Origin of the sequence: Nocardia sp. NPDC051750, assembly GCF_044453135.1 — a bacterium.
Taxonomy (GTDB): domain Bacteria; phylum Actinomycetota; class Actinomycetes; order Mycobacteriales; family Mycobacteriaceae; genus Nocardia.
Window position 1 is genome coordinate 1,075,940 of record NZ_JBITCK010000003.1, and the last position, 25,145, is coordinate 1,101,084.

The 25,145-nt window shown below is 68.1% G+C and carries 21 protein-coding genes and 3 pseudogenes; 6 read left to right on the plus strand and 18 right to left on the minus strand.

All coding sequences use genetic code 11. The features are described from left to right. The first annotated feature begins 156 nt into the window (after positions 1-156). Positions 157-2,391 carry an MMPL family transporter gene (locus tag ACIA75_RS18150; RefSeq protein ID WP_397105176.1) on the plus strand — a complete coding sequence of 745 codons (2,235 nt, stop codon included), beginning with the start codon at positions 157-159 and terminating at the stop codon, positions 2,389-2,391. A gap of 75 nt (positions 2,392-2,466) precedes the next feature. Then, the gene (locus tag ACIA75_RS18155; protein WP_397105178.1) at positions 2,467-3,327 is read left to right on the plus strand and encodes an LLM class F420-dependent oxidoreductase; all 861 of its coding nucleotides are present in this window, start codon (positions 2,467-2,469) and stop codon (positions 3,325-3,327) included. A gap of 75 nt (positions 3,328-3,402) precedes the next feature. Here ACIA75_RS18155 and ACIA75_RS18160 read toward each other — a convergent pair whose 3' ends face one another. The 5 genes from ACIA75_RS18160 to ACIA75_RS18180 form a co-directional block, all read right to left on the minus strand. Then, positions 3,403-3,849, minus strand: coding sequence for a hypothetical protein (locus tag ACIA75_RS18160; RefSeq protein WP_397105180.1), 447 nt, complete (start codon positions 3,847-3,849; stop codon positions 3,403-3,405). A gap of 45 nt (positions 3,850-3,894) precedes the next feature. Beyond that, positions 3,895-4,599, minus strand: a complete 705-nt coding sequence (locus ACIA75_RS18165; RefSeq protein WP_397105399.1) for a hypothetical protein — start codon at positions 4,597-4,599, stop codon at positions 3,895-3,897. A 174-nt stretch (positions 4,600-4,773) separates the two neighbouring features. After that, on the minus strand, positions 4,774-5,571 hold the full coding sequence (locus ACIA75_RS18170) for a CbbQ/NirQ/NorQ/GpvN family protein (RefSeq protein WP_397105182.1): 798 nt from the start codon (positions 5,569-5,571) through the stop codon (positions 4,774-4,776). Between the two features lie 28 nt (positions 5,572-5,599). Beyond that, positions 5,600-7,129 (minus strand): nitric oxide reductase activation protein NorD, encoded by a 1,530-nt coding sequence (locus tag ACIA75_RS18175; RefSeq protein WP_397105184.1) that lies wholly within the window; start codon positions 7,127-7,129, stop codon positions 5,600-5,602. A gap of 463 nt (positions 7,130-7,592) precedes the next feature. Continuing rightward, positions 7,593-8,213: a TetR family transcriptional regulator gene (locus ACIA75_RS18180; protein WP_397105186.1), complete on the minus strand. Its 621-nt coding sequence runs from the start codon at positions 8,211-8,213 to the stop codon at positions 7,593-7,595. Positions 8,214-8,758: 545 nt separating this feature from the next. On the opposite strand from ACIA75_RS18180, the gene ACIA75_RS18185 reads away from it, so the two are divergent. Continuing rightward, entirely contained in the window at positions 8,759-9,973 is a 1,215-nt protein-coding gene (locus ACIA75_RS18185; protein ID WP_397105188.1) for an amidohydrolase family protein, read from the plus strand. Between the two features lie 134 nt (positions 9,974-10,107). Here the strand turns inward: ACIA75_RS18185 and ACIA75_RS18190 are convergent, their stop codons facing one another. Both ACIA75_RS18190 and ACIA75_RS18195 read right to left on the minus strand, forming a co-directional pair. Further along, entirely contained in the window at positions 10,108-11,346 is a 1,239-nt protein-coding gene (locus tag ACIA75_RS18190; protein ID WP_397105190.1) for an amidohydrolase family protein, read from the minus strand. 23 nt (positions 11,347-11,369) lie between these two features. Then, complete coding sequence (locus tag ACIA75_RS18195; protein ID WP_397105192.1) at positions 11,370-11,762, minus strand: pyridoxamine 5'-phosphate oxidase family protein; 393 nt, start codon at positions 11,760-11,762, stop codon at positions 11,370-11,372. Positions 11,763-11,876: 114 nt separating this feature from the next. On the opposite strand from ACIA75_RS18195, the pseudogene ACIA75_RS18200 reads away from it, so the two are divergent. Further along, positions 11,877-12,204: pseudogene (locus tag ACIA75_RS18200) on the plus strand (thiolase family protein); the annotation flags it as partial. Positions 12,205-12,380: 176 nt separating this feature from the next. Here ACIA75_RS18200 and ACIA75_RS18205 read toward each other — a convergent pair. The 9 genes and pseudogenes from ACIA75_RS18205 to ACIA75_RS18245 all read right to left on the minus strand — a co-directional run. Further along, positions 12,381-12,521: pseudogene (locus ACIA75_RS18205) on the minus strand (SDR family oxidoreductase); the annotation flags it as partial. Positions 12,522-12,605: 84 nt separating this feature from the next. Then, entirely contained in the window at positions 12,606-13,784 is a 1,179-nt protein-coding gene (locus ACIA75_RS18210; protein WP_397105194.1) for an acyl-CoA dehydrogenase family protein, read from the minus strand. Positions 13,785-13,927: 143 nt separating this feature from the next. Continuing rightward, positions 13,928-14,167 (minus strand): hypothetical protein, encoded by a 240-nt coding sequence (locus ACIA75_RS18215; protein ID WP_397105196.1) that lies wholly within the window; start codon positions 14,165-14,167, stop codon positions 13,928-13,930. After that, positions 14,164-15,747 (minus strand): class I adenylate-forming enzyme family protein, encoded by a 1,584-nt coding sequence (locus ACIA75_RS18220; protein ID WP_397105198.1) that lies wholly within the window; start codon positions 15,745-15,747, stop codon positions 14,164-14,166. The genes ACIA75_RS18215 and ACIA75_RS18220 overlap by 4 nt, the downstream gene beginning before the upstream one ends. Then, a complete protein-coding gene (locus ACIA75_RS18225) occupies positions 15,740-17,308 on the minus strand; it encodes a class I adenylate-forming enzyme family protein (RefSeq protein WP_397105401.1) in 1,569 nt (522 codons plus the stop codon). The genes ACIA75_RS18220 and ACIA75_RS18225 overlap by 8 nt, the downstream gene beginning before the upstream one ends. 222 nt (positions 17,309-17,530) lie before the next feature. Beyond that, a pseudogene (locus tag ACIA75_RS18230) lies at positions 17,531-18,985 on the minus strand (class I adenylate-forming enzyme family protein); the annotation flags it as partial. After that, a complete protein-coding gene (locus tag ACIA75_RS18235) occupies positions 18,985-19,806 on the minus strand; it encodes an enoyl-CoA hydratase/isomerase family protein (RefSeq protein WP_397105403.1) in 822 nt (273 codons plus the stop codon). The pseudogene ACIA75_RS18230 and the gene ACIA75_RS18235, both read right to left, overlap by 1 nt. A 26-nt stretch (positions 19,807-19,832) precedes the next feature. Beyond that, positions 19,833-20,636 (minus strand): enoyl-CoA hydratase/isomerase family protein, encoded by an 804-nt coding sequence (locus ACIA75_RS18240; protein ID WP_397105200.1) that lies wholly within the window; start codon positions 20,634-20,636, stop codon positions 19,833-19,835. Between the two features lie 36 nt (positions 20,637-20,672). Beyond that, positions 20,673-21,503, minus strand: a complete 831-nt coding sequence (locus tag ACIA75_RS18245; RefSeq protein WP_397105201.1) for an enoyl-CoA hydratase/isomerase family protein — start codon at positions 21,501-21,503, stop codon at positions 20,673-20,675. A 91-nt stretch (positions 21,504-21,594) separates the two neighbouring features. On the opposite strand from ACIA75_RS18245, the gene ACIA75_RS18250 reads away from it, so the two are divergent. Next, on the plus strand, positions 21,595-22,275 hold the full coding sequence (locus tag ACIA75_RS18250; RefSeq protein WP_397105203.1) for a hypothetical protein: 681 nt from the start codon (positions 21,595-21,597) through the stop codon (positions 22,273-22,275). Beyond that, on the plus strand, positions 22,272-23,159 hold the full coding sequence (locus ACIA75_RS18255) for an enoyl-CoA hydratase/isomerase family protein (protein ID WP_397105204.1): 888 nt from the start codon (positions 22,272-22,274) through the stop codon (positions 23,157-23,159). The genes ACIA75_RS18250 and ACIA75_RS18255 overlap by 4 nt, the downstream gene beginning before the upstream one ends. 76 nt (positions 23,160-23,235) lie before the next feature. Here the strand turns inward: ACIA75_RS18255 and ACIA75_RS18260 are convergent, their stop codons facing one another. Then, complete coding sequence (locus ACIA75_RS18260; protein WP_397105206.1) at positions 23,236-24,057, minus strand: TetR/AcrR family transcriptional regulator; 822 nt, start codon at positions 24,055-24,057, stop codon at positions 23,236-23,238. 205 nt (positions 24,058-24,262) lie between these two features. Continuing rightward, on the minus strand, positions 24,263-25,084 hold the full coding sequence (locus ACIA75_RS18265) for an enoyl-CoA hydratase/isomerase family protein (RefSeq protein ID WP_397105208.1): 822 nt from the start codon (positions 25,082-25,084) through the stop codon (positions 24,263-24,265). Positions 25,085-25,145 lie beyond the last annotated feature (61 nt).

Consider the following 25,145-nt stretch of genomic DNA (forward strand, 5'->3'; position numbering starts at 1 on the left):
TCCGGCAGGCTTCAGGGGCACTTCACAACCGATCGCGGGCCCGTTTGTGGGATGTCGAGCAGATGACGCACGAGCTGTGGAACCGGCCGGGTTCGCCTATGTTTCGACTGTCCGGGACTCTGCGCCGGCACCGGATTCGCCGAATGGGAGGTGGCTTTGCGCGGCTGGATCGACCTGATCGTCCGGCGCCCGGTCGTCGTGATCGGGGTGGTCGTCGCCGGCCTGCTCGCGCTCGGCGGTTACGGACTCGGACTGAACGATCGTCTCGGCGTCAGCGGCTGGGACGATCCGGGTTCGGAGTCCGCGCACGCCCTTCAGCTGAGGGACGAGGCCTTCGGGCGTAACCACGTCGCCGATGTGATCCTGCTGTTCCACGCCCCCGCGGGCGCGACCATCGACGATCCGGATTTCGCCGCGACCGTGGTCGGTCACCTGAACCGCCTGCCGGAGAACTTCCCGGACGAGATCGCCGGGATCAACGGCGCCTACTGGCCCACCGACACCGGTTTGGCCGTCCCGGATATCTTCGGCACCGAAGAGCGCGACCACGCCTTCGCTTCGGTGGGCATCCGCGGCGGCGACGACACCACGGTCCTGCGCAACTACCGGAAAGTCGCCGATCAGCTGACTCTCCCGGGCATCGATATGGAGGTCGCCGGTGGACAGCCGGTCGCCCTCGCACTCAACGACACCATGGCGCACGACCAGCGGCGGATGGAGCTGGTCGCCGTCCCGGCGGTGGCGGTGCTGCTGTTCTTCCTGTTCGGCGGCGTGGTCGCGGCCGCGCTACCGCTGCTCGTGGGCGGGTTGACGGTGCTCGGAGCCTGGGGGATCGTCCGGTCGGTCACCCACGTCATGGAGGTGAACTCCTTCGTCTCCCCGGTGGTGTCGATGATCGGCCTCGGCCTGGCCATCGACTACGGCCTGTTCATCGTGAGCCGGTTCCGCGAGGAACTGGCCGCCGGGCACGACCCACCGGACGCGGCGCGCCGCTCGGTGGCCACCGCGGGACGCACCGTGGTGTTCTCCGCGACCATCGTGGTGGCCGCATCCAGCGCGATTCTTTTGTTCCCCCAGGGATTTCTGCGCTCCTTCGCACTCGGCGCCATGGTGACCGTCACACTGGCCGCCACCGTCTCGGTGACCGTGCTCCCCGCTGTACTGACCGTGCTCGGCCGTCGGATCGACCGGTTCGGCTTCACCCGGTTCCATTCCCACCGCGCCGGCAGCGACCAGCGGAACAATCCCTGGGGCCGGATCGCCGGATGGGTCATGCGTAAACCTCTGCGGGTGGCGGTGCCGGTGGTGGCCGTCCTGGTGGTGCTCATCGCACCGGTGCGCGACGTGGCGTTCGGCGGTATCTCGGAACGGTTCCTGCCGCCGGAGCATCCGACCCGCACCGCCCAGCAGCATTTCGACGAGACCTTCCCGCTGCGCCAGATCAAACCCGTCGACCTCATGGTGATCACCCGCGACACCAGGGATATCGACGAGGTGGTGGACCGGGCAAACGCGGCCCCCGGACTGACAGCGCCGTTCCCGCCCGCCCTGCAGGCGCCGGCGCACCTCGGCGTTTTCACCACCTCGACCGTGGTGCAGGACGCGCACGAGGCCGGTGAGACCCTCGACTACCTGCGCGCCATGCCGCTGCCGAAGGGGACCACGGTGCTGGTCGGCGGGCAGTCCGCGGTGGAGCGGGACAGTGTGGACGCACTGCTGGACCGGATGCCGCTCATGATCGCCCTGGTCTTCCTGATCACCACCGTGCTCATGATGTTCGCCTTCGGATCCGTGGTATTGCCGTTGCAGGCCGGCTTCCTGAACCTGCTCGGCCTGGGCTCCACGCTCGGTATCCTCACCTGGATCTTCGTGCAGGGGCACGGCGCCGGCCTCCTGGGCTTCACACCGCAGCCGATCATGGCCCTGGTGCTGGTGCTGATCATCTCGGTGATCTACGGCCTCTCCACCGACTACCAGGTGTTCCTGCTCGCCCGCATCGTCGAAGCCCGGGCCGCGGGGGCGCCGACCACCGAGGCGGTGCGCACCGGTATCGTGCGCACCGGCTGGATCATCACCGCCGCTGCCCTCGTGCTGCTGGTGGTGTGCGGTGCCTTCGCGCTGTCCGACCTGGTCATGATGCAGTACATCGCGGTCGGTATGGTGGCGGCGCTCTTCATCGACGCCACGATCCTGCGCGTGCTGCTGGTGCCCGCGACCATGAAACTGTTCGGCGCCGCGTCGTGGTGGCCGTCGAGGCGCTTGCGCCGGGCGCGGCGCGCGGAGCCGGCGGGCCCGGTCGCGAAGCGCGGCGAGACCCCGGCCGAATCCTCCGCGCCCGTCCGGGAATACGCGGAAGCGCTCGTTCCGAGTGGGCGCGTCCACGACCGGTGACACCGCGCACGGTGCCGTAGCATGCTTCGCGCGGCGTCGGTACCGGCGCGCTCGAGCGAGGTCGTAGGAGGTCTTGTGCAGCTGTCGGGTGTGGGAGTGTGGAGTTCTCAACTGCGCTACGGCGACCAGGCCGAGGCGGCCGAGGCGGCCGCCGAACTCGAGGAGCTGGGCTACACCGCCGTATGGATTCCCGACGTCGGCGGTCCGGTGTTCGACGCCGTGGACAATCTGCTGCGCGCGACCGAGCGCATCGTGGTCGCGACCGGGATCCTGAACCTGTGGATGCACGAACCGGCGGAAGTAGCCGCGTCGTACGCGTCCCTGACCCGCACCCACGGCGAGCGGTTCCTGATGGGTGTCGGCGTGAGCCACGCTCCGCTGATCGATTCCCGTGATCCCGGGCGCTACCGTAAACCGCTGGCCGCCACGGAGTCCTACCTCGACAGCCTGGACGCGGCCGATCCTCCCGTTCCCGCCGGCGCACGGGTGCTGGCCGCACTGGGACCCAAGATGTTGCGGCTGTCGGCGACCCGGGCCGGCGGCGCGCACCCATACCTGGTCACACCCCAGCACACCGCCACCGCCCGCGCCGCCCTCGGCACCGGGCCGCTGCTGCTGCCCGAGCAGACCGTCATCCTGACCACCGACGCCGACGAGGCGCGGGCCATCGGGACGGACTGGCTGCGCAATTACCTCCAGCTGCCGAACTACGCCAACAACATCCTGCGGTCCGGGTTCACCCAGGAGGACGTGGATTCCGTCAGCGACCGGCTCTTCGACGCGATCATCGCCTGGGGCGACGAGGCCGCCGTCCTGCGCCGGATCTCCGAGCACCAGGAGGCCGGCGCCGACCACGTGTGCGTTCAAGTACTGGACACCGACCCGCAGGCATTCCCCCGCGAGCAGTGGCGCCGCCTCGCCGCGGCACTGTCCTGACCGAACCCGCGGCGCGGGACCGCTCACGGGAAGGCAGGTCGATCGGCGCGGCCCCCGGGTGTGTCGGGCAGACCGCTAACGAGGTGGTGCTTCCGCCTGTTCCTGTGCGGCCTCGCGGGCGAGGCGGTCTTCGTGGATCCGGATCAATTCGCGGAAGCCGATGCGATCCCATTCGGGTTTCGGCTGAATGCCCCACTCGTCCCGGGCCGTTTTCTGTCCGGCGGCCTCGGGCGGACCTCCGAACGGTGGGCCGGACAGGGGGTACGGGTGTTCGCATTCGAGGGTGTCGTCGGAGTACCGGACCTTCATCAGTTCACTGCAGATCTCGGTGAACGACAGGGTCGGCCAGCCGTACCACAGTGCCAGCGCGGGGACGGTGAACGCGCCTTCGATGACAAGTGCGAACAAGCAGACGAAGATGGCGCGCCGCAGCCATGTGTGCATCCGCGCATAGGGCGCTGTCGTCCCCTGCGGGAGTTCTGATGTCTCGGAATCGCTGGCGGCGGAGGGCGATGTGCTCATATCGGCGTCTTTCGAGCGGAGGGGTCGCTGACCGGAAGGACCCGGTCAGTCGGAGAAGATCTCGCGATTGACGGTGTGCAGGTAGGGAATCGCCAGGAACGGCGTGATGTAGAAGATGTCGTAGAGCCACCAGCCGATTACCGGCAGTACCACGCCGTCGTAGCGCACATCGGCGTACATGGTCATGTTGAACGTGTAGCCGATCCAGATGACCAGCCCGAACCAGCAGGTGACGATCATCCACTGGTGTCCCCAGCGTTTCATCTGCAGGAACGCGATGGCGGCGGCGATACGCATCGGGAACACGGTCAGCATCAGGGCTACTTCCCAGCCCTTTTCACCGGGTGCGCCGGCGCCGCCGATCCACAGTTCGTTGTAGTGCCAGAAATAGCCCGCGTCGAAGAAATTGCCCCACGCGGTGAGGATCACCCGGTTGATCAGGGTGTGGTTGGCGATGAGGTCCAGCGCCCAGCCGAGGCTGTTGAGCGCGGCGTCGAGGATGACCAGATAGCCGATCAGGGTCACGATGATCGGGCGGACCGACAGGCCGGAGCGCTGTGCCCGGCGCTGGAGCCAGACCCCGCGCAGGAAGATCGGCAGGCCGACGATACCGAGCACCAGGGTGCCCATCAACAAGGTGCCGGCGGTGAGCCACCAGTCGGCTTCGCGCTGGGCGCGGCGGGATTCGTCGTGGTGTTCGTCGAGGGCGTCCCCTTTCCCGGCCGCCGGGGTGGCGCCGCGCCAGGGCAGGGTGAGTGTCGGGAGTTTCACGTGTTCTCCTACCAGTCCCGGACCGAGTACATGTGCAGTTGGATGAGGAACATCGCCAGCAGAAATCCGTAGGCGAATATTTGGACGGCGATGAGCGCTCGCCGGCGCCTGCGATCCTCTTCGTTCATGGCTGGTGCTCTCCTTCCGGACCGGCTACGCCGGTGCTGCCGTTGCGGGGGCCAGGGCGGCTGCCGCGATCTCGCGCAGGCCCTCGTTGATCGCGCCGTTGCTGCTCAGCGGCGCCAGGATGCAAGCCTCGGCGGCTTCGTGTTCGCCTGCGCCGGCGGCGATGAGATGCGCGGCGGTGACCAGGACCCGGGTGGAAGGTGGTTCGAAGTGGAACACCGCGTCCGCTTCGCGAATGGTGGCGGCGCAACGGACGAGGCGTTGTGCCACCGGCAGTGGGACACCGGTTTCCGCGACCACCACCTCGGCCTCTCGTTCGGGCGCGAGGTAGCTCATGCTCAGCGTCATGAACCGCTGGCGGAAGGAGGGTTTCAGCTCTTTGAGGGAACTGCGGTAGGCGGGGTTGTAGGAGCAGACCAGCATGAACGATTCCGGCGCCGCCACCACTTCGTCGGCGCGATCCAGATAGAGCGCACGGCGATGATCGGTGAGCGAGTGCAGGATGGCCAGTGAATCGTGACGGGCCTCGACCACTTCGTCGAGGTAGCAGATCGCGCCGTCTTTGACGGCTCTGGTGAGCGGCCCGTCGTGCCAGACGACGTCGCCGCCCGAGACGAGGAAGCGGCCGACCAGATCGGAGCTGGTGAGGTCGTCGTGGCAGCTGATCGTGACCACCGGGCGCTCCAGCAGCCCGCCCATATGCTCGACGAACCGGGTCTTCCCGCACCCGGTCGGACCGGTGAGCATCACCGGAATCTGCCGCTGGAAGGCCTTCTCGAACAGTTCTCTGTCGTTACCGGTCGGGTAATATAGATCGCCGGTCATTTCACCTCTTCGGATAGGGACCGGCCGCCTAGGCGGCGACCAGTTCGCGGTGGACATGGGCCAGAATCCGGGGGAGTTCGTCCACCCGGAGCAAGCGGCGTGAGCGCCGGGCCCCGAAGACGGTGGGCAGTGGGTCGACCCGGACAGGCCCGATGCCGAGGTAGTAGATCGCGACACCCGCGTCCTCGGCTTCTTCGACCGCATGCGCGACATCGGCCCAGGCGTACCGGCCCTCGTAGCCTTCGTCGGAGATCAACCCGTCGCCGATCACGAGCAGTAGCCGCCGCGCCGCGGGCTGGTTCAGCAAGCGGCTGGTCAGATGCCGGATGGGCGCACCGAGGCGGGTGTAGCCGGCCGTAGTCAGGCCCACCCTGCTCGGATCGACGAAATGCGGGTCGTCGAAGTCCTTCAGGCAGCGGACTTCCACTCGATGGCGGGTATTGCCCGTGAAGACGAAGAGGCCGTGCCTTTCCCTGGACAGGGTCATCGCCCGGGACAGCGCATCCGCGCAGGCCAATTCCACCTGGAAGGTGCGGCCGTTGTGGGCGCCGAGGGAGGAACTACCGTCCAGGAGCACGGCGGTCGCGACATCGCGGGAATCGGGTAGCAGATCCCGGAAGACCCGCGGTTCGGGGGTCGCCCCCGTGAGCTGGTCGACGAAGTGGCCCACGTAGCGGTCGATATCGAGGTCCGTCCCGTCTTCGAGCCCGGCTTTCATCGCCCGGTGCGTGCGTTGTTCGAACCAGCGCTGCACCTCCGGGGCGGCCGGAGCCGGTGGGCGCGGCCGGGTCGGATGCTTGCGCTCCAGCACGGCGACGTGGCCGGGCAGGAACCGTCCGGTCCAGAAGTTCCATTCCGGGTAGGGGATACCGGTCCGTTGATCGGATCGGATCTCGATCTCGTCGTTCTCGGGCCTGCTGGGTGGCGGCAAATTGGGATTTCGGACGCCGCCGTCGCCGCCCACCGGTACCGACATCGCGCGGTAGGAGTCCTTGCGGGGGGTGGTCCACGGCATTCTGCCGTACATCCTGCGTACGGCGACCGAAATGCTCCCGCGGGCCGGTGCGGACAACGGTGGTGCTCCCAGCAGCGGATCGACGGAGAGCCGAGGGTGCGAGCGGGAAAGTTCTATGGCACGGTCGATGATGTCGGACGCGGGGAGGTCCGGATCGATCAGCTCGAGATCGGGTAATACCCGGCGTAATTCCGGCACCAGGCCCGGTAGGCGTGCGGCGATCCAGCCCAGTGCGACGCCACCCTCCACCAGGGAGAGACCACCGAGTTCACGCGGTGACAGTTCGTGTATCCGGTAGCGGGCGACACGTTCTTTCGACGGTGCACACTGCAGCGCGATTCCGCATGTCACTGTTCTGCGCGACCATCCGGGCGCCGGTGGGTACGGGACCCGGACCATCGTGTGGCCGGAGTCCAGTCCGAATATGCGGCGCTCACCGGTGATGAGGTGCACGCCTTTCCGTCGCCGGCCGGAGAAGGCCACCGCGGTGAGTGCGCAACTCCGCTCGAGCTCGAGCGCGGGACCGCTGTCGCTACCTGTCATGGCTGCCCTCGTAGGGCGGGTGGTCCACGGCGCTGCCACTCAGAAAGTGCCGATATTGCGCATCACCCAGTACCAGAACCCGATCACGGCGCACATACTGCCCCACGCGACGATCAGGCGAACGATGTCTTGCCACATGATTTTTCCTCCGAACGGCGGCCCTGCGCCTTCTCCCGTGGCGGGGTCATGGGCATGTTTCTACGCAGGAAACTGACTCGTGTCAATGGGATGACTCAGTGACTGAAGTCAGTGTATGGACCTTATCGGACCTTCTACCTGTATGTTCACTGCCATCTCCGCGAGAAAACTGCCATGATTCGGGCGTCGGCGGATGACTGATCGACGGGCGGCGATGCCCGGCGGACGCCCGTGGTCCGTCAGTGGGAAATCGGGGCGAAGGAAGTGCCGGCCGGGAAGCGGTTTCGCGGCCCGGAGCTACGGATCGACCACTCCCGGGTGCGGATCACCGAGGCGCGGGACGGCTCGATTCGTGACCGCACATCCCGTGCAGCGACGTTTCGACATATTTCTGCAGCACCGGTTTGCGGAGTGCGGGTGTGGACGGAATGGTGATGAGCAGGGCGTACAGGCCGAGGAGGAAGAAGACGCCACTGTGGAATGCGTCGGTGTCCGCCGCCAGTTCCCCGCGCTCTCGTGCACGTTCCAGCTCCTCGACCACCGCGATGATGAACGGATGGTGCTGCCATTCCTCATGGGGCGGGCGCGTGGTCGAAAAATGCAGGGCGAGAAAGTCTTTGAAAAGATTGACGCCGAGTCGCCGTTCCAGCGCCTGAACAACGCGAATTATCTCGTTGAGCGTCGCCGGGAGATCGCGCTTTTTTTTGAAGGAGCGACCCAGTTCCTGGGCCATGCGTTCTTCCTCGCGGACCTCGAGTTCCAGCAGCACATGCTCTTTCGTGGGGAAGTGGAAGAAGAACGTGCCGTGTGCGACACCGGCGGCCGAGACGATCTCCTTGATATCGGCCGCGGCCATCCCGTTGCGCTTGAACTCCGCTACGGACGCGTCGAACAACCGCTCCTTCGTCTGCAGCCGCTTGGTGTCACGACTGGAAACCTTGCTCATCGGCGGCGCGCGTCCTCTCCGTTCTCACGAGCCGGTGCGTCCGGCCGAACGGATCGGCCGGCCGCGACAACGACGGAGCGGTTGTTGCCACCGCCGGCTCTGCTCGTCGCCGAGGTGATACCCGAACACTGCGGTACAGCGCGGTCGCCTCGGGCTTCCACCCTACAATCCGGTTGACTGCCACCGGCACCTGCGTACCTCGAGTGGCTTGTTTGCTGATGTTCCGGTTCGCGGGGTCCGGCGGGAGCCGAGTGGTGGAGCGTAGCCGCCGGGCCGGTTATACTGATAGATATACAGTATGCTGTACCGATATCGGATTGACAGTCTGCCGGAGGTCGCGGAGGAACAAGCAGCGTCGTTGCGGCGGGCGGGAAACCGTGTCACCGGAGCAGGCCGGAGGCGCGGACGCGGGCAGCCCCGCCGGCCGGCCGCGATCGATAACAGCACCCGGCCTTGCCGGAGGCTCCTTGCCGATCTTCCCTCCGTTGTCGCGAAGGTCGATACCGAGGCGGGAATCTCGGCCGCAGAGCGAAAGGATCAACGAAATGACGAAGCTGGACTATCGCGCCGTCGACGTCGACAACCACTACTACGAACCGCTGGACGCCTTCACCCGGTACCTGCCCAAGGAGTTCAAGACCCGCGGCGTGCAGATGGTCACCAACGGGCGGCGGACGCTGGCCGTGATGGGGGAGAAGGTCAACCACTTCGTTCCGAACCCGACATTCGACCCGATCGTCGAGCCGGGCTGCCTCGATCTGCTGTTCCGTGGCGAGATCCCCGAGGGTGTCGATCCGGGCTCGCTGATGAAACTGGACCGGCTGCCCGATCACCCGGAGTACCAGAATCGTGAGGCCCGGGTGAAGGTCCTGGACCGGCAGAACCTGGAGACGGTCTTCATGCTGCCGACCTTCGCCTGCGGTGTCGAGGAGGCGCTCAAGCACGATATTCCCGCCACGATGGCCTCCGTGCACGCGTTCAATCTGTGGCTGGACGAGGACTGGGGCTTCGATCGTCCGGACGGGCGGTTCATCTCGGCGCCGATCATCTCGCTCGCCGATCCGGACGGAGCCGTCGCCGAGGTCGAGTCCGTCCTGGACCGCGGCGCGAAGCTGGTGCTGGTGCGCCCGGCGCCCGTTCCCGGCGCGATCAGGCCGCGTTCCCTGGGTGATCCGCTGCACGACCCGGTCTGGGCCCGGCTGGCCGAAGCCGGGGTGCCGGTGGGATTCCACCTCTCCGACAGCGGGTACCTCGCCATCGCGGCACTGTGGGGCGGCAAGGCGACATTCGAGGGTTTCGGCAAGAAGGACCCGCTCGATCAGATCCTGCTCGACGACCGCGCGATCCACGACACGATGGCCTCGATGATCGTGCACCAGGTGTTCACCCGCCACCCGAACCTGAAGGTGGTCAGCATCGAGAACGGCTCGTATTTCGTCCACCGGCTGATCAAGCGCCTGAAGAAGGCGGCCAATACCGCGCCCTACCATTTCACCGAGGATCCGGTGGAGCAGTTGAAGAACAACGTCTGGATCGCGCCGTACTACGAGGACGATGTCAAGCTGCTGTCCGAGACCATCGGTGTGGAGCGGGTGCTGTTCGGCTCGGACTGGCCGCACGGCGAGGGTCTCGCCGATCCCACCACCTTCACCGCGGATATCCCGCAGTTCCCGGAGTTCTCCTACCAGGACACCCGGCGGGTGATGCGCGACAATGCCCTCGAACTGCTCGGCACCAAGGTACCGGCGCAGGCGCACTGATCAGCGAACTACGTCCGTCGGCCGGCGGATCCGGGCCCGCCGGCCAAATTCCGGCACCGGACTACCGTCGCCGCGCTGTTGCGAACACCACCCGCAGAGGGGTGGCGTAAGGAACCGGAAACCCGGTCCCGGCATCACGCCGGGGCCGACGCCGCCGGCGCCGGCGGGTTCTGGGCCGCCGGGTCGGGATTCCGGGTGGGCAGGCCCATGAACCGGCGGGCGTTGTCGCCCATGAAATCCCAGGTCCGGCGGGTGTCCATATCCTCGGCGTATTTCCAGAACCCTTTCGGTTCGGGCAGTCCTTCCGGGTGCGGGTAGTCGGATCCGAACATCACCTTGTCCCAGCCGACGGTTCCGACGACGTCGGCGACCGATCCCTCCCAGAACGGGCTTACCCAGATATTGCGCCGGAACACCTCGAGTGGATCCTCGGGGAAGTTCTGCGGCATCTTCTTGGTCAGGTCCGCCAGATCGCGGAAGAGCGGATGAATCCACGAACTGCCGTTCTCCACGCTGGCGATGCGCAGTTTCGGGAATCTGGTGAGGGTGCCGTGGCAGATGAGGCTGCCGATCATATCCGAGATCTCCCGGTGACCGAGTGCCAGCCAGCGGAAGGAACTCATGGCCATGAAGTTCGCGGTGGCCGGCGGTTCCCACTTGTTCACGTACTCGTCCAGCGGGGGCCGGCTCGCGTGCAGCACGATCGGCAGGCCGGCGTTCTCCACATCCCGCCAGAACGGATCGAATTCGGGCAGGGCGGGCGAGCGCCAGCCGTGCACGCCTTTCACCGGGGCCGGTTTGACGAGCGCCACCCTGGCGCCGTTCTCCAGGATGTAGTCGAGTTCGCGGCGGGCGCCGTCGACCTCCGCGCAGTTGATGATCGGGGTACTGAAAATGCGGTCCCGGTAGGCGTAGGTCCAGTGCTCGAGCATCCACCGGTTGAGTGCGTGGATGATCGCCAGGGTCAGCTGCGGATCGTCGGCCGCGGAATGCTCGACGAGACTGGCCAGGGTCGGATAGTTCAGCGTTTCGCGGACGCCCTGGCGGTCGAGTTCGATGATCCGGTCTTCCGGATTGCGCGTGGCGGCGGGCGCTTCGATGGCCTTGCCCTGCATCTCCCGCAGAGTCAGGCCCTCGGTGTTCTCGCCCGCGAAGAATTTCTCGTGCGCGCCCGGAGCGGCGACCCGGTCGAAGGTCGGGTTCGGGATGAAGTCGGTGATGTGGCCGTTGATGGCGATGCGCGTGCGGCGCCCGACCTCGACGTACTGGACGGCCTCCCGGTACTGCTCGGGCAGATATTTGGTCAGGGCGTCGGCCGTTTCGTACATATGCGAGTCGGCGTCGAAGATCGGAGCCTCGGGAAGCTGGGGCATGTCCGGGTTTTCCTCTCGGCGGGCTATTTGGCGACGAACCTGGTCGCGTCGAGAATCAGGACGACCCGATCATCGATATCGGCGGGCAGTCCGGCGTCGGTATCTCCGTAGCGCTCGTTCAGCTCGGACCAGAACGTCCCGTCCTGGTCGCCTTCCACGGTGACCAGCCACCCCCGCGTCTCCAGGCATCGCGACGGTGCGTCCGGATCGGTGACGAGGAAGGAGTAGTTCGGATTCGCCTGCAGGCTCGTGAATTTCTTGCGCGGGATCGTATGGCTCATGCGCAGGTGCGCGCCGTCCCAGGTGAAGCGCATCGGTGACTGGTCGGGGGAGCCGTCGGGGGCCACGGTCGCGAGGATTCCGACCAGCGGCCGGTGCAGGAGATCGGAGAGTCCGGCGGGAATTTTCGAGTTCACGACACCACCTCGTGGTAATTACCGTTGACCTTACCGTAAGGTACCATCCATCGTGCAGTGACGGTGTGCCGCGCGGTGCTCTACCGTGCCGATTCCGGTAGCGATCGTGTCGGTATGCACCCGTTCGGCCGATTCGAGGCAAAGACGGCGATGCAGATGGGAGCCGACGCCATCCGCGCCGCGCTCGCCGCCGCCGGACTGTGCTGGGCGGATATCCAGTTCGCGGTGGGAGGTGGCGAACCCGGACGCCATCGTGAGCCTCATGGGGCTCACCGGTATCCCGTTCACCAATGTCTTCAACGCCTGCGCCACCGCCGCGAGCGCGACCGAGGCCTGCGCCGACGCCATCCGGCTCGGCCGGCGCCACGATCATCACCACCTGAACCACCGCGGACCGGGGCCGTCGCGCGTCGGTGCTCCAGGGTGTCGGGCTGCCCGCGGGGCGGGCAATGCCGGGTGCCGGCGGTCTGCCGAAGTGCGTGGGCGAAACGGTGGAAGCCGAGGACGCGCATCCGCCCGGGCTCGTCGCGTCTTTCGCGGGTGACGGCGGCGGGTAGCGGGATCGCCGACCCATCGGGACACGAGTCCTCTCCCGGCGTCTCGTGTGTGGCCCGGGGGTCAAACAAAATCGGTCCCGCCGTCTACGTTCACGTCGGCTCCGGTCATATAGGAGTTGCGGCGCGAGGCGAGGAAGGCGGCGACCGGGCCTATCTCCTCGGGGAGCCCGGCGCGCGCGAGGTGAGAGGAATGTCCGTGCTCGGGGGCAGGGCAGCGCGGTCAGTGGCCCGGGGCTCCACAGCCCGTGACGTACGGCCTCGGTCGGCAGGTTCAGCACGGCACCGTTCAGCCGGACCTGCGGGCGGCGCGGACCAGTCCGCCGCCGATGATGAGCCGCTGGATTTCGCTGGTGCCCTCGTAGAGACGCAGCAGCCGCACATCGCGGTAGATGCGCTCCACCGCGACATCGCGCATATAGCCGGTGCCGCCGTGCACCTGCACCGCCAGATCGGCCACCGTGCCCGCCATCTCGGTGCAGTACAGCTTGGCCACCGAGGGCGCGGTACGCCTGTCCTCGTCCGAGACCCACAACCGGGCGGCATCACGGACCAGCGCCCGTCCGGCCATCACACCGGTCTGCATATCCGCGAGCATGGCTTGGACCAGCTGGAACTCCCCGATCGGGGTCCCGCCCTGGGTGGCGCTCGCGGCGTAGGCGACGGATTCGTCCAGCGCGCGCTGGGCGGTGCCGACGGCGAGCGCCGCGATATGGACCCGCCCGCGCGCGAGCGAACTCATGGCCGCCCGGTAACCGATGTCCTCGCTTTCGCCCACCAGAGCGTCGTCACCGACCCGCACGCCGGAGAACCGGACCTCGGCGGTCCAGGCGCCCTCCTGGCCCATCTTGCGGTCCTTCGGCCCGACCTGTACTCCGGGAGTATCGGCGGGGACCAGGAAGACGGCGATACCGGCTCCCTGCGCGTCGGCGGGCCGGGTCCGCGCGAACACCACGAAGAGATCCGCGACCGGCGCGTTGGTGATGAACCGTTTAGTGCCCTCGATCTCCCACGCCCCCTCGACGCGACGGGCCGTGGTGCGCAGCGAGGCCGGGTTCGAGCCCGCGCCTTCCTCGGTGAGAGCGAAGGACGCGATGACCCGGCCCGCCGCGATACCGTCCAGCCACCGGGCCTTCTGCTCCTCGGTACCGAAGCCGACCAGGACCTGCCCCGCGATGCCGTTGTTGGTGCCGAACATCGAGCGCAGCGACAGTGTGGTGTAACCGAACTCCATCGCGAGCTCGACATCGTGGACCAGGTTCAGGCCGAGTCCGCCCCACTCCTGTGGCAGGGCATAGCCGAAGAGTCCCATCTCCTTGGCCTGGTCGGCGATCCGGTCGGGCACGCGATCGGCCTCGGCGATCTCGCGTTCCCGGGGCACCACCACCTCCCGCACGAACTTCCGGGTCTGGGCGAGGATCTCGCGGAACTCGTCCTCGGTCACCGCGTCGCCGGCCGCACTCGTCATATCCGATCCTCTCGTCGAGGGCTTGCTGTAGGTACGGCGGCCGCGCCCGATCCATCAGGTTCGGACCGGTGAATCCGCCGCACCGGCCGGGCCGATGTGGGCGAAGTTCACGGTGGCGGTCGCGGCCGGCTCGTCCGCGGGCATCATACGGATGTCGACGGCGACCACGGTGGAACGCCGGCCGTCATCACCCCGCCGCCCGGCGGGCGCTGTTCGAGGGCGGCGGTGCCCGCCGCGATATCGACCAGCGTGGCGAGCAGGCCGCCGGTCAGGTTGACGGCGTGCGGTGCGACCGGCAGTTCCCGGACGACCCCGTCCGGGTCCGCGGTTTTCCGGAAACCGATCCGGTCGGGCAGATCGCCGATCCCTTCGATCGATGTCATGAGGTCGTCCTCGCTGGAGAAGCGGTGATGCCGCGCGCGGAGAGTAGGGCACGCAGCGCGGGAAGGTCGATCTTGCCGGTGCCGCCGCGCGGTATCGCATCGTCGGATTCGAGCAGGAGCCAGACCGTGGGAATCTTGAACGCGCTCAGTACCTCGCGGGCCGCGGCACGCAATGAGCCGGGCGTTGTATCCGGCGTGCAGATCACGGCCGCCGCGACGCGGGGCCCGTTGCCGCCGGGCAGATCGGTGACGAAGGCGTTGCGCACCCGGGGCAGCCCACGCAGCGCGCGTTCGACCTCGCTCGGATACACCGTCGCGCCGCCGACCTTGACCATATCGTCGGAACGGCCGTGGTAGAAGAGGAATCCAGCGGCGTCCAGATGCCCCAGATCGCCGGTGCGGTGGAAACCGCCGGTGGTGAACAGCTCCGTGCGGCCACGCCCGCACATACCGCGCAGGATATGCGGTCCGCGGAGCAGGATTTCGCCGATCTCCCCGGCCGGCAGCGGGGCGCCGTCGGCAGGATCGGCGATCCGGGTCTCGGTACCCGGGAACGGCCGGCCACAGCTGCCCCAGGCGGATCCCGGCATATCGGTATCGGCCGGGTAGCCGCAGTACGGGCCGAAGGATTCCGTCATCCCGAAGAGGTTGGCCCGCGCGCCGGGATGGGCGCGCAGCTCCGGTGGCAGCAGCGCCTCGAGGCTGCCGGGTTTCAGCGCCGAGAGGTCGGTTCCGGTTGCCGCGGCTTCCCGCGCCAGCGCCACGGCCTGGTCGGGCCAGCCCCGGAACAGGGTGACCCGCTCGCGTTCCAGCAACCGCAGCGTCTCGCGCGGGCGCGGGATCTCCTCGGTGACCAAAGTCGCGCCCGCCAGCAGCGCGGACAGCACGCCGCCGCCGAGCCCACCGACCCAGAAGAACGGCATCGGCAGATACAGGCGGGTATCGGCGGTGACGCAGCGATCGGCGAGGCCGGCGCGCACGGCGCCCAGAGCGCTGCCGTGCGAATGGAGCACTCCTTTGGGGGTGCCGCGGCTCCCGGAGGTGAACATGATGGTCAGCGGATCGGCGGGGGTCACGGTGGCGGCCAGGTTCGTGGCTACCGCGGCGGCGTTCGGGTCGCCGTGCAGTCCGGCGGCCTCCTCGGTCGTCCACACCGTGCGCAGCGCCGGGAGGTCCGGGATCCGTACGGGTGCATCTAGTGGGTCGCCGAGGGCTTCGCGGAGATCGTCGAGGTAGCGGTGCCCGCGGAACTCCGCAGCGGCGATCAGCACCTGTACGGCAGCGACACGCAGTTGTGTCAGTAGTTCCGGTGGGGTCAGCAGGGTGCTGAGCGGGACCAGTACCGCCCCGACCCGGGTGAGTGCGGCCGCCGTGCGGACCCAGCCGGTGTTGTTCGGTGCGAGCAACCCGACGCGGGTCCCCTTGCCGATCCCGGCCGCTACCAGACCTGCCGCGAGTCCCGCTGTCGCGGTATCGAGTTCGCCGTAGGTCAGGCGGCATTCGGGGTCTATCACCGCGAGCCGGTCCGGATGCGCGCGGGCATTCGCCGTGAGCAGTGCGTCCATGGTGTCGTCAGGCATCGAACAGCTCTCCGAGACGGTGGATATCGATCTTGCCGCTGGAACGCAGCGGAATATCGGCGGCGGGTACGGTGACGAACCGGCGCGGGATCTTGTAGGCCGACAGTTCGGTGCGCAACCGGTCGCGGAGCGCGGCCGCCGCCGGGACGGCCCGGTCGCCGGCCACCAGGACCGCCGCCACGATCTGCCCGCGTTCGGGGTCGGGCAATCCCAGGACATGTGCGGCGACCCCGCCGGTGACGGTCGCGATCGCCTTCTCCACCTCGGCGGGCGCCACATTGGCGCCACCGGTTTTGATCATCGAGCCACGCCGGCCCAGGAAATAGACGTATCCCTCGGCGTCGACCCGGGCCAGATCGCCGGTGCGCAGCCAGCCGTCGGGTTCGAAACTCTGCTCCCGGGAGCGCTTGTGGTAGCCGAGCATGAGATTCCGCCCGCGCACCCACAATTCGCCCGTCTCGCCGGCGGGCACAGCGGCGCCGGTCGCGGCTTCGGCGATCCGGATCTCGATACCGGGGGCCGGGCGCCCGAACGATCCGCGCCGGTGCTCGGGTTGATCGCTCTCGTCACCGCTGAGCAGGACGACACTGCCGGCTTCGGTCATCCCGAGCATGTTGTGCCGCAGTTCGCGGTCCTTCGGGCGCAGGCCGGGCGCCATGAGGGAGTACAGGTTGCCGCGCCGCAGGAAGGACAGGTCCCGGTCGCCGAAACTCGGGTGGCGGGCCAGATGCGCCACACCGGCGTCGAATCCGTTGGTGGTGGTCGGGCGGACCCGTTCGATCAGGTCGAGGGTCGCGCCCGCGTCCTCGGCATTCGAACACACCAGTGTCGACCCGGCGACCAGGGTGGCCAGCAGGGCATAGGCGAATCCGCCCACCCAGAAGAACGGCGAGTTGCAGAACAGCCGGTCCGCCGCGGTGAGCCCCCGTACCTCGTTGAGCCCGGATTGATGTGCCAGCAGCGCCTCGTGGGTGTGCAGCACGCCTTTGGGGGCTCCGGTGGACCCGGAGGTGTAGATCAGCGACAGGACGTCCGAACCGTACACATCGTCCTGTAGTGCGGCGAGCAGTTCCGGGCCCACGGTGTCGGTGAGCGGGTCGAGGCCGGTGCCGTCGAAGACGATATGACGCAGCTGCGGGACATCCGGGTTCAGCAGCGGCGTCGTGGGATCGGGGGCCGGGATGACGCCGAGGATCCCAGCGAGCCGTTCGCGGTAATCGTGGTGGCGGTAGCGACCGGCGGCGAGCAGGATCCGCACATCGGCATGCACCAGTTGCTCGCGCAGTTCCCGCGCGGTGGCGAAGGTGGAGAACGGGACCACCACCGCCCCGATCCGCGCGGCGGCCGCCGCCGCGACGACGAACTCCGCGCCATTGGGATACAGCAGCCCGATGTGGGTGCCCTTGCCCGCTCCGAGCGCGATCAGGGCCCGGGCCAGACGGGTCGAGCGTTCGGCGGCGGCGCTGTAGGTGAGCGTGTCGGCATCGCAGATCAACAGGGGGTGATCAGGTCGGCTGCGGGCCCGATCATCGAGTACCCGTCCGAGGACCTCATCGGACATGATCGGCTCCGGCCTGTGCCCGAGAACCGACCCGGAGCCGGCCGTAGGCTCGGGCTCGGCGGTCGGCTCGGACTCGTACTGCTGCTCGGCCGCGGGCTCGGTCTCCTGCTCGCGCTTGCCCGTCGGCTCGTGCTCGGGCTCGGCCGCCCGGTCGTGCTCCCGCCCGGACCGGCACTCCGGCCCGCGCTGGGACGCGGACTCCAGCTCGTGCTCGGACTCCGGCTCGGCGAAATACTGCCGCACCGCGCTCAGATCGGCTTTGCCGGAGGGTGTGCGCGGGATATCCGGTACGACCGCGATCTCGGTGGGCACCTCATAGCCGGCGAGCCGATCCCGCAGGAAGGCGGTGAGTTCGTCCGCGTCGGTGTGCGCGTGCGCGCGCAACTCCACCATCGCCACCGGGGTTTCGCCGAGCCGCCCGTGCGGGTGGGCGACCACGGCAGCGCCGCGCACCGCCGGATGACTCTCCAGCGCGTCGCGTACATCGTCGGGCATCACCTTGAAACCGCCGCGGATGATGGCCTGGTCGGCGCGGCCGAGGATCCAGAGGAAACCGTCCTCGTCGAGCCGGGCGAGGTCGGTGGTGCGCATCCAGTCGGCGCCGGGGCCGAGCTGTCCCGGCGCGACCTCGAGCAGCCCTGCCGCACCGGCCGGGGCCGGGCTGCCGTCCTCGCCGACCACCCGCAGCCGCGCCCCGCCCTGCGCGCGACCGACACTGCCGCGCTTGGCCTTCCAGAACTCGCGATGTTCCGCCAGGGTCCAGCCGGCCACACCACCACCGAATTCGGTCGCCGCGTAGGAGGTGAGCACCGGGATACCGAACTTCTCGTAGAAGGCGTCGGCGTCCGCGGCCGACAGCGGCGCGGTACCCGACGTGACGACCGCGACGCCCGCCAGATCGTCGCGGGTCAGCTCCGAGTGCAGCACCGTACGCAGCGCCGCCGGCACCAGCGATACCGCCCGCGGCCGGTGGGTGCGCACCGCGCGCGCCCAGGAGTCCAGTTCGAACCGGGGCAGCAGAACGAACGGCCGGGCTGCGGCGACGCACTGCAGCACTCGGAACACACCGCCGATATGGACGAGCGGCGCGTTGACGATCGCGACCCCGGTGCGGGGTTCGGCCGGCGCGGGAGCCCGGCGGAAGTCCGTGCCGATCACGCTGCGTGCCAGCATGTCGTAGGTGAGGTCGATCCGCTTCGGCGGGCCGGTGGTGCCGCTGGTGAGCATGCGGACCGCGACTCCGGGCACGAGCGGTTCCGCGGCGGGTGGCGGAGTGGGACCGGTGAACAATTCGCCCAGCGAAACTGTCCGGGTGCCGGCCGGCGCGAAGGCCGTGAGGTCCCCCGGCAGACCCAGCACCAGTGGTAGCCGTAGCCGGGCGAGGTCGGTCCGGGTGCGTTCTTCGCCACGGGCGGGATTCACCGCGACCACGGTGCCGCCCGCCCGCAGCACTCCGAGGAATGCGGTGACGTGGGCGGGTGTGTTGCGGAGCAGGATCCCGACAGGCGTCTGCCCGTGCACGGCGTGTGCCCGGGTGAGCGCGGCGATCCGGGCGGCCGGTCCCGTGAGTTCACCCCAGGTGTGCCAGCGCCCGTCGAACTCGATCGCGGGCGAGTCGGGACGTAACGCGAAGACTTCGGTGAGGCGCTGGATCAGGGGGTGGGTGGAGACGGTCATCAGCGGATCCTCGGTTCGGTGCGGGCGGGCCGGCCGCGCGCGGCGAGTTCGGCGGTGCCGAGCGGGTTGCCGAGCCGGGTGTAGATCAGGCCCTGGTCGAGGGCGGCGCGGTAGGGCTTGTCCAGCGACTCCCAGATGGCTTTGACGGTGCCCTGCGTGGCCGAGGGCGGTTTGGCGGCGATGCCGGCGGCGATCTCGTGCGCCCGTGCCCAGAGCTCTTCGGTGGGTACGACTTCGGTGACCAGCCCGATGCGCAGTGCGGTCGCGGCGCCGACGCGTTCGTCGTTGCCCAGCAGCGCCATACGCAGCGTTTCGCCCAGCCCGATCCGGCGCATCAGCCCGACCGGCTCGAGTGCCGAGACCAGCCCGGCCGAGACATGCGAGTCGAAGAAGGTGGCGTCTTCGGCGCACAGCACCACATCGGATTCGTTGACGAAGTAGAACGCCCCCGCGGTGCACATGCCCTGTACCGCGCACACCACCGGTTTCCACATCTTCTGCCATTTGGGGCTCAGTAGCTCGCCGGGATCCTCGTGATGCCAGATGCTTGCGGGCTGGCCGTAGCTGCTCTTGATATCGAGCCCGGCACTGAAGGCCCGGTCGCCCGCGGCCCGCAGTACCACCGCATGCACCTGGTCGTCGGTCCGCAGCAGCTGCCAGGCCCGCGCGACCTCTTCGCACATTCGGCGGTCGAAGGCGTTGAGTCGTTCGGGGCGGTTGAGAGTGAGGGTGGCGACCCGGTCGCGGGGGTCGATGTCGAGCAGGACGGTGGCGAAGTTTCCCGGTCTCGTCGGCTTTGCCGGCTCGGCGTCGGTACTCATCGGTTCCGTCGGGTCGGCGTCGGTACTCATCGGCATTGCCATTCCGGAGTTCGCTTCTCCGCGAAGGCATTCGGGCCCTCCAGGGCGTCCTCGGTACGGGTGACGCGTTCGCGGAACGATTCGGCCAGCATCTCGGCCTCGTGCAGTGGCAGGTCCAGGCCCTTCTGGATGGCCAGCCGGGTGCCGCGCACCGCCAGGGGAGCGTTGGAGTTCACAACGGCGGCGATCTCGTGGGCGCGCTCGAGCAGCCGGTCGTGATCGACGACCTCGCTGATCATGCCGAGGTCGTAGGCCCGCTGCGCGCTCATGCGCTCGTGTTTTCCCATCAATGCCATCCGCAAGGCGACCGCGCGCGGCAGCACCCGGGCCAGCCGTACCACCTCGCGTCCGGCGACCAGGCCGATGCTGACGTGCGGATCGAAGAATGTGGCCTGTTCGGAGGCGATGACGATATCGGAGGTGGTCACCCAGTCCAGCCCGGCGCCACAGCAGATCCCGTTGACCGCGGTCAGGATCGGTTTGGCCATGGTGCGGAACGGCGGGGTGCCTTCCTGCGGCGCCTCCCACTGCTCGTAGGTGGACAGGTAGGGCCGTTCGTGCACGACCTTGCCGTCGCCGGGTATCGCCTTCACATCGGCGCCGGTGCAGAAGGCGCGCCCGGTACCGGTGACGATCATCAGCCACACCGTGTCGTCGTTCTCGGCCTCGGCGTAGGCGGTGCGCAGTTCGGTGATCATGTCGGGGCTCAGCGCGTTGAGCGCCTCCGGTCGGTCGAGGGTGATCGTGGCCGTGTGTCCCTCGACCTCGTACCGGATGGAGTTGTACGGCATGAAGTTCCCTTCGTATCAGCGGTTTCCGGCGTCGCATCATCGGCCGTCGAATTCCGGAACTCGCCGTTCCCGGAAGGCCGTCAGGCCCTCCCGGAAATCGCGGGTGCGGCAGGCCAGTTCGAGGGCGTAGAGCTCGTTTGTCATCGCCTGCGGCAGTGTCGTATCCAGGTTCTGGGCCAGCGTCTGCTTGGCCAGGCCCAGCGCCACGGTGGGCGCGGACGCGAGCCGGGCCAGCAGAGCTTCGGCGGTCGCGTCGAGAGCGTCCCCGGGGCAGCACTCGTGGATCAGTCCCCACTGCTCGGCCCGGGTGCCGTCGATCTTCTCGCCGAGCAGCAGCATGCGGCGGGCGCGGGCCAGCCCGGTCAAGCGCGGTAGTAGCCAGGTGGAACCAGAGTCGGGGCTGAAACCTCTGTCCAGGAATGGTTCCCAGAAGACTGCCTCGCGTCCGGCCACGGTGAAATCGGCGGCGAGCGCGAGATTGCAGCCCAGGCCGGCGGCCCAGCCGCGCACCGTGCAGACCACCGGCAGGTGCACGGTATGCAGAAGTTCGACGACGCGGTGAGCGGTGTGCGGGACTCGGCGCAGCACATTGCCGGGACGTGGCTTGGTTCCGTCATTGTTGGCCGCCACCCAATCGACCCCACCGCAGAAGTGCTCGCCGGCACCGCGCAGGTGGATCGCCCGCAGCGCGTCATCGGTCGCCGCGGCGGTCAGCGCGCCGACCAGGGTGTCGACCATGGCCGGTGTCAAGGCGTTGCGGCGGGCGGGCCGGTCGAGCGTGAGGCGCAGGATCACGCCGTCTCGTTCGACCCGCACCGTCGCGGTCTCGTCCCCTTCGCTCACTGTCACCGGGTCCTTCCGGGTCATTCGGCCCCACCAGTTACCGATAGATATACAGTAGACAGTACCGTTGGTCTTCTGCCAAGGTGTTCCGTGCCCGGGAAGGACAAGAGATCCGATGCAGATCCGTTTCGGCGAACGCCCGCACCCCCAGACGGTCGCCGCCGCGGCCGCCCTACGGAGGCTCACCGGCCTGTTGCTCTCGCTCGAGCACCCGCACCCCACCGTCGACGGAATACTCGACCAGGTCACCGCATGGGTACGCGAGCTCACCCAGGCGGCACCACCGGACCCGGCGCCCCGTGTGGGAGAGCACGCGGCTGACGCGAACCGGCGGATCTATCTGGACCACGCCTTCGATATCGGGGCCTATAACCCGTGCTTTCCCGAGTACCGTTTCGACTCCCTCGACACGGACTCGGCGACCGGCCGGGTTACGTTCCCCCTGGTGTACGAAGGGCCGCCCGGCCTGGTGCACGGCGGGTTTCTCGGCGTGTTCTTCGATGCCGTGGTGCAGCACCACAGCTGTGCGGTGGGCGTGACCGGGAAAACGCGCTCGCTCACCGTGACCTACCGGCGCCCCACCCCGCTGGCCACCGAACTGTCCTTCGAGATCGTGCGCACGGCGGCGGAGCGGGGAATCGAATCCACCGCCGTGCTCCGGCAGGGCGAGGACGTGCTGTGCCGGGCGGAGGTCGCCACGGTCGCCGCATCTACCGAACGGCTCACCGGCACGCGCTACGGCCGGCGTGGCGCGCGGTCCCTCCCGGCCGCGCAGCAGAAAGAGGTATATCCATGACCAGCTCGAGCGCCGCCGACGGGCGCGTCCGGTACGAGGTCGACGACGACCACCGGATCGCGACCCTCACCCTGAACGACCCCGGCCGCAAGAATTCCTACGACGCCACGATGCGCGACGGTATGGCGCGCTTCCTGGACGAGGCCGCCGAGGACGACGACATCACCGTGGTGCTGCTACGCGGCGCGGGCGGGGTGTTCAGCACCGGCGCCGATATGAACAACGCCTACGCCTGGTACGGCGGTAAGGGTGACGGCGAGAACGGCACACGGAGTCGGCCTCCGAGCCAGCGGCGGCGGCTCACCGTGGACCGTAAATCCTTCGGCTTCTACCACGATTTCCTCGGCTATCCGAAGGTCACCGTGGGCGAGATCAGCGGATTCGCGCTCGGCGGTGGATTCGAGTTGGCACTGATGACCGATCTGGCCGTGGTGGCTCGCGATACCGGGCTCGGGATGCCCGCCACCCGGTTCCTCGGGCCGGCGCTGGGCAGTCTGCACATGTTCTTCCACCGGCTCGGTCCGGTCCTCGCCCGCCGGATGCTGCTGACCGGCGATATCGTCGCGGCCGGGGAGCTCGAACACCTCGGGGTGTTCACCGAGATCTGCGATCCCGCACAGGTGACGGCACGGGCTCGCTACTGGGCGGAGAAGGCGGCGAAGATGCCCGCCGACGGTGTGGTGATCGCGAAGGAAGCGTTCCGTCTGGTGGAACAGAGCCAGGTGTACCAGGGCGAGGAGGTGGCGAGCTATCTCTTCCACGCCTACGGGACGAACCTGCAGTTCTCCGACGGCGAATTCAACTTCGTGAAGACCCGGGCCGAACACGGTACGCGCGAGGCGTTCCGGCTCCGGGACGAACATTTCCACGTCCCGGAGCCATGATCGGTGGGGTCCACCGGCGCGTCCACGGTGCACCCGGGAATCGGGTGCACCGTGGACGGTGGTTTCGGAGGCGGATTCAGGACGCGGCAGCGGTGCGCCGTGTCCGCGGCGCTGCGGTCTTCTTGGCAGCGGTCTTCTTCGCCGGTGCCTTCTTCGCGGCGGTCTTCCGGGCCGGCGTGCGCGCCGGGGATTGTTGGTCGCCGGCGCCGATCAGCCGGCCCGCGTGGTCCAGGATGCACTCCAGGCCGTATTCGAAGTTGCGCTCGTCGGGAGCACCGCTGCGCCGTCCCTGCCGCATGGCCTCGGCGAGCAGCGGGGTGGTGTCGGAATTGATCGCGATATCGTCGTAATACGCGGTGGCGCCGGCATCGAGTTCTTTGTTCTTGTCGTAGAGCCGCTGCAGTACCACGGATCCGCGGACGTGCAGATTGATCGCGGAATACGTATCGAATGCGTCGTCGACGGACAAACCCGCTTTGACGAGGCTGGCGATCGCGCGTTCGATTCCATCGGCGCCCTGGCGCGCCGCATCCTGGCTCAGTGCCGAGCGAATCAGAATCAGGTCGCACAAAATGGGATTGCCGAGAAATGTTTCCCGCATGGTGCGCGCGTGATTACGCAATGTTTCGCGCCAGTCGTCGGCCTCGACGAACGGTGCGGCGAAGGCGTACTGACTCAGCGCACGATCGGTCATCGCATTGAGCAGATCGTCCTTTTTGCGGAAGTACCAGTAGATGCTGGTGACACCGACATCGAGATGCCGGGCCAGCACCGGCATGCTCAGACCGTCGATCGAGACCTCTTCGGCGAGTTCGAAAGCGCCCTGGATGATGTCCTCCGGATTGAGGGAACCGCGCTCGCGCCGCTGTCGCTTGGCGGGTGCTCCGCGTTTCGCCATCTACGAACTCACTTCCTATGAGGTGCTCGGGGTCCCGTTGTCTTCGCTATCGGGGAAATGCCGAAGAGAGCCGACTACTGGAATCGGCACAGTGGATCGTACCACGAGGGATACGGTCGTCACTTCGGTGCGTAATCGGGGACAACCGGTACCGCCAGGAAAGCGCGGTCCGAATATGTTTCGGATCATCGGATTCGAGGACGAATCATAATCCGCTGTGTTGCCCGGTGTGGTCCGTGACCCGTTCTCCGGTGAAGACGGCATCGCGTTTCTCCAGGAATGCGGCGAATGCCTCGAGCACATCCGGACGGGTGAGATTGACCGCCTGTGCGGCCGTCTCGGCGCGCAGTGCGCTGTCGAGATCGTGTTCGCTGCTGTTGTTGAGCAATTCTTTGGTCAGCGCGAGAGCGGTCGGCGGCCCGGCGGCGAGCCGGGCGGCGAGTTCCCCGGCGAATCCGTCGAGTTCGTCCTCCGGGCGCAGGTAGGTCACCAGGCCGAGGTCGCGGGCCTCGTGGGCGCTGATCGTATCGGCCAGCAGTGCCAGGCGTTTGGCCTGCTGCAGCCCCACCAGCCGGGGGAGCAGCCAGGACCCGCCGCAATCGGGCGACAGCGCCCGGCGGGTGAAGATCTGGCAGAACCGGGCCTCGGGTGCCGCCACCACCAGGTCGCATCCGAGTGCCAGGTTCCATCCGGCCCCTACGGCCGGGCCACGCACCTTGGCGACGGTCGGCACCGGGAGTTCGTGCAGCCGGCGGACGATCTCGTTGATGCCCCGCATCTCCGCGCCGGGGTCGCCGAACTCCTCGACTGCTGCCGCGCCGGACAGATCCGCTCCGGCGCAGAACGCGCCGCCCGCACCGGTCAGTACCACCGCGCGGGTCCGCTGTCCACGCGCGATATCGGCCAGGGCCGCACCCAGTGCGGCCCACATGGCCCGGTCCACCGCGTTCTTCCGGTGGGGCCTGTTCATCGTCAGCGTGCACACCGCGTCGTCGTGGGAGACGAGGAGCACAGGTTCGTCGGTCATCGGGACCCTTTCATCGTGCCGATCGGCGACGGCTCGGCCTGTCCGGAATTCGTCACGCCCG